At 69.1% G+C, this 4,231-nt stretch carries 3 protein-coding genes; all 3 read right to left on the bottom strand.

Going from position 1 to position 4,231, the window contains the following annotated elements:
- A partial coding sequence (locus tag OOT08_RS13530; RefSeq protein WP_325093291.1) for a fibronectin type III domain-containing protein occupies positions 1-1,471 on the bottom strand: 1,471 nt, incomplete at its 3' end.
- Positions 1,472-1,697: 226 nt separating this feature from the next.
- Positions 1,698-2,129 carry a 30S ribosome-binding factor RbfA gene (gene rbfA / locus OOT08_RS13525; protein ID WP_325093289.1) on the bottom strand — a complete coding sequence of 144 codons (432 nt, stop codon included), beginning with the start codon at positions 2,127-2,129 and terminating at the stop codon, positions 1,698-1,700.
- Positions 2,130-2,335: 206 nt separating this feature from the next.
- Positions 2,336-4,231, bottom strand: a 1,896-nt coding sequence (gene infB, locus OOT08_RS13520) for a translation initiation factor IF-2 (RefSeq protein ID WP_325093288.1), incomplete at its 5' end; no start/stop codon positions are given.

Raw genomic sequence — 4,231 nt, 5'->3', positions numbered from 1 at the left:
TGGGCCGCGGCTCTGCGACGGTGAACCCCACCGTGTCCGCGTCGCCCCGCCCGGCCTCGTTCCAGGGGGTCACCCGGGCCGTCCAGTCGCCCGGAGCGAGCCCGCGCACGGTTGCGGTTGCCGCGATGCTCGCTTCCCGCTCGACGACCGTCCAGGTCGCGCCCCCGTCATCCGAGAGCTCGATGACCCGGTCCAGGAGGGGTGCCTGGCCGATTTCCTCGACGGCGGCGTCCCAGCCCAGCGCCACGTCCGCGGTGACCGGGTCGACCGCGGCGCGCAGCCCGGTGAGCGGGCTGGGGCTGAGGGCGAGCAGCCGGATGCTGCGGTTCCCGCGCGCGGTCATCGTGAGCCAGCCCTCCTCGGTCACCGCGATGTCGCGGGTGGCGAGGGTGAGCAGGCCCGGGGTGTTCAGCGTGCCGAGCCGCTCGCCCGTCCGGGAGACGCGCATGATGTTGCCCGTCTGCGGCACGACGTACACCTCGCCGGTTGCCGGATTCGGCACCGCCCGGTAAATCTTCGTGCCGGGGAACGAGATCCGCCCGCCCGCGCCGAAGCTCTCGTCCAGAGCCCAGCTCTCGGTCTCCGGGTCGGGGAGCCAGCGCTGCACGCCGCCCCCGCCCCGGTTGTCGCCCAGGTCGGTCACGAGCAGCCCCGACCCGTCGACGGTCGCCCCGTACGCGTCGTCGAGGGTGCCCGCCGCCCAGCCAATTTCGGGGAGCGGGCGGTTCGGGCGATTCCCCGCGGTTTGCCCGGTCCCCGTCAGCCGAAACTGCGGGGCTCCCGTGGCCAGGTCAAAGACGCTGACCACGTTGCAGGTTTCGACGGGCAGGTAGAGCCGGCCGTCGAGCTCGGCGACGTAGGGGCCCCAGGGGGCCTCGCCGTCCGCGAGGAACTGACAGCCCTGGTCCCGGGCGTAGCTCGCCGTGCTCAGCACGCCGTCGTGCTGCGGTCCGTAGCGGAGCACGGTGCCCACGGGGGTGTTGACGATTCCATTCGTGTCGTTCACGGCGATCCCGCCGTCGGGGAGCGCCACGATCCCTCGGGGCTCGGCCCACGGCTCCTCGCCGACCTCCGGGGCACGCCGGGTGCTGTCCCGGAAGCGATACACGCGCGGCTCGTCGAAGGCGGCGGAGAGGTAGCCGGTCCCCCCGGCTGCGAAGCGGCCCCCGCCAAGGTAGTCCCCGCCAGCGGGGTCAAACTGCCGCCGGGGATACTCGGTGATGCCCTGAGCGGTGCCCCCGCTCGTGGCGACCCAGAGCGCCCCGCTCGCGTCCAGGTCGAGCCCGTAGCGATCAACATTCCAGTCTTGGGTCCCGCCGATGATGCCGTACTGCCCGCTCCCGCGGGCCTTGCCGCTCTCGTCCGGGATGGCAAGGGGCTCTGGCGGCGGGGCCTCCGCCCCGAGGAGGCCGGGGAGCACGCCGACGACGGCGAGCACCGGGGCGAGGCGAGTGATGAGGCGAGTGCGCATAGTGATCTCTCGGTCCGTGGCCCCAGCCGAAAAATATATTTGCACACTCCGGTGCGCCTCGCACCAGCAAAATGCGGTGTAAAAGCCACATTTCATCTGCTGTGCCGATGCAGCTTCCGCGCCCCCCGCGCACGAAGCACCCCTCCGTGCGGTGACGTGACCGTCGGGATCTCGGGTGAAATCCTGCGGAATCGGTCACCTCGCGGAGGGGTGCTGGGTGGGAAGGCTACTCGTCCTCGTCCTCGCGCGGCTTCACATAGGGGTCCTCGTCGCCGGCGTAGCTCGCCGTCGCCGAAAGCTCCGTGGACGCCTGGTCGCGGGAGCGGGCCTCGCGCAGGAGCGCGTCGATCTGCTGGGCGTTCTCGGGAACGCCGTCCGCGATGAACTCGAGGCTCGGGGTGAGCCGGATGCTCAGGTTCTTGCCGACCTCGGTGCGGAGCATCCCGGTCGCGGCCTTGAGGGCGGCGGCCGAATCCGCCCGTTCCTCGTCGGTGCCGTACACCGTGTAGAAGATGCTCGCGTGCTGGAGATCACCGGTCACCTGGACGTCGGTGATCGTCACGAAGCCGAGGCGCTCGTCGCGCAGGCCCTTTTCGAGTCGTCGCGCGATGATCTGCTGGATGCGCTCGGCAACCTTTGCTGCTCTGGGGTTCGCCATGAGGTCCTCTTTCTCAGTGGTGCCGGTGGTGCCGGCGACGCGGCTCGCGCGGCGCCGCCGGTGCGTGGGTGAGGCTCTGCCTCGGTGAGACGGCGACGCCGGCCCGGGCGAACCCGGACCGGCGTGCCATCAGTACCAGATTGGCACTGGGGATCTGCCCCGTCAATCAGATCGGCATTGGCCGACCGTCAGGAGGGTGTGACGCCCTAGTCGCGCGGCTTCTCCACCATCTCGGTGGTCTCGATCTCGTCGCCGACCTGGATGTCGTTGAACTTGCCGAGGCCGATGCCCGCCTCGAAGTCCGTGCGGACCTCGGTGACGTCATCCTTGAAGCGACGCAGGGACTCGATGGCCAGGCCATCGGCCAGCACGATGCCGTCGCGGATAACCCGCGCCTTGGCGTTTCGCGTGATCGTGCCGCTGCGGACGATAACACCGGCGATGTTGCCGAACTTGGAGGAGCGGAACACCTCGCGGATCTCGGCCACACCGGACTGCTTCTCTTCGTACTCCGGCTTGAGCATGCCCTTGAGCGAGCTCTCGATGTCGTCGATCGCGTTGTAGATGACCGAGTAGAACCGGACGTCCACGCCCTCGCGGGCCGCGCGCTCGCGGGCCTTCGTGTCGGGGCGGACGTTGAAGCCCACGATGATCGCGTTGTCGATCGTCGCCAGGTTCACGTCGGACTCGGTGATCGCGCCCACGCCGCGGTGGATGATGCGCAGCTGCACGCTGTCGTCCACCTCGATCTTGAGCAGCGACTCCTCCAGCGCCTCAACGGCACCGGACACGTCACCCTTGATGATGAGGTTGAGCGCCTCGACCTTGCCGTCCTCGAGGGCCTTGGTGAAGTCCTCCAGGCTGATGCGCTTGCGAGCCTTGGCGAGCAGAGCGTTGCGCTCGGCTGCCTCGCGCTTCTCGGCGATCTGGCGGGCGGTGCGGTCCTCCTCGGTGACGATGAAGTTGTCACCGGCGCGGGGCACGGAGCTCAGACCCTGGACGAGCACGGGGCGAGACGGGGTCGCCTCGGTCACGTTCTCGCCGTTCTCGTCGAGCATCGCCCGGACGCGGCCGTAGGCCGTTCCCGCGACGATCGCGTCGCCGACGCGGAGCGTTCCGGACTGCACGAGGACGGTGGCCACGGAACCGCGGCCCTTGTCCAGGTGCGCCTCAATGGCAACACCGCGGGCGTCCTTGTTCGGGTTCGCGCGCATGTCGAGTCCGGCGTCAGCGGTGAGCAGCACGGCGTCAAGCAGTTCCTTGATACCCATGTTGTTCTTCGCGGACACGTCGACGAACATGACGTCGCCACCGTACTCCTCGGCCACCAGGTTGTACTCGGTGAGCTGCTGGCGGACCTTTGCGGGGTTCGCCTCTTCCTTGTCCACCTTGTTCACCGCGACGACGATCGGCACGCCGGCCGCCTGCGCGTGGTTCAGGGCCTCAATGGTCTGCGGCATGATGCCGTCGTCAGCCGCGACCACGAGGATCGCGATGTCGGTGACCTGCGCACCACGGGCACGCATGGCGGTGAACGCCTCGTGACCGGGGGTGTCAATGAAGGTGATCTTGCGCTCGATGCCCTCGTGCTCGGCGGAGACCTGGTAGGCACCGATGTGCTGGGTGATGCCACCGGCTTCGCCCTGGCCAACGTTCGCCTTCCGGATCGCGTCCAGCAGGCGGGTCTTACCGTGGTCAACGTGACCCATGACGGTGACCACCGGCGGGCGGGCCTCAAGGACGTCGTCGCCTTCCTCGTCCAGCTCGGCATCGAGGTCGATGTCGAAGCCTTCGAGCAGCTCGCGGTCCTCGTCCTCGGGGGAAACCACCTGGATCTTGTAGCCCAGCTCGTCACCGAGGATCGTGAAGGTCGCCTCGTCGAGGGACTCGGTCGCCGTCGCCATCTCACCGAGGTGGAACAGCACGGTCACCAGGTTGCCCGGGCTCGCGTTGATCTTGTCGGCGAAGTCCGCGATGGACGCGCCGCGGCGCAGCCGGACGACCGTGTTGCCGTCGCCGCGGGGAACGCTCACGCCGCCCAGCGACGGCGCCTCGCGCAGCTCAAACTCTTGCCGCTTCGTCCGCTTCGACTTGCGGGACTT

This window comes from Leucobacter sp. M11, from assembly GCF_035726885.1.
GTDB lineage: Bacteria > Actinomycetota > Actinomycetes > Actinomycetales > Microbacteriaceae > JAPFRB01.
This window is presented reverse-complemented; position numbering and strand designations above follow the sequence as displayed.